2 pseudogenes are annotated in these 676 nt (G+C 67.3%); both read left to right on the forward strand.

The annotated features are described in order from the left end of the window. A pseudogene (locus tag UK23_RS52835) lies at positions 1-482 on the forward strand (hypothetical protein); the annotation flags it as partial. Between the two features lie 3 nt (positions 483-485). Beyond that, positions 486-676 (forward strand): annotated as a pseudogene (locus tag UK23_RS23385) (sugar ABC transporter permease); the annotation flags it as partial.

The raw sequence follows: 676 nt of genomic DNA on the forward strand, positions 1-676 counted from the left end.
GCGCGCCGGACACCAAGGGCAAGTGGCGGATGGCCAAGCTGCCGCAGTGGACCGCGGGCTCGAACACCACTGGCAGCTGGGGCGGCTCCACCACCGGCGTCACCGCCAAAGCCGTGAAGAGTGGCAGGGCGAAGGCCGCCGCCGAGTTCGCCACCTGGCTCAACACGGATCCCAAAGCTGTGGCGGCCCTGGTGAAGGAGGCCGGGGTCTACCCCGCCGCGACCGCCGCGCAGACGAGCGGCGCCCTGACCACGCCGGAGTTCCTCCCCAACCAGCCTGACTTCTACCAGCAGGTCGCCGAGCTCACGAAGGGCACTGCCTCGGCGAGCTGGGGGCCGAACGTCAACGTCGCCTACAACACGTTCAAGGACGCTTTCGGCAAGGCGGCCACGGAGAAGTCGTCGTTCCCGGTTGCGCTGAAGACCGTGCAGGACACCACAGTCGCGGACATGAAGAAGAACGGCTTCAAGATCGAGGGCTGATCCATGGCGTCCACCCGCACCGCCAGACGGCTCGCGCCGTACGGCTTCCTCGCTCCGGCGATCATCCTTTTCGGACTCTTCTTCGCGCTGCCGATCGGCTACGCCGTTCACCTGAGCCTCCACTCGGTCCAGGTGAAGGGATTGGGGCTCGGCAGGAACGCGCGCGAGGAGGTCTGGGTGGGGCTGGACAACTT

It is taken from the genome of Lentzea aerocolonigenes (assembly GCF_000955955.1).
Classification (GTDB): domain Bacteria; phylum Actinomycetota; class Actinomycetes; order Mycobacteriales; family Pseudonocardiaceae; genus Lentzea; species Lentzea aerocolonigenes_A.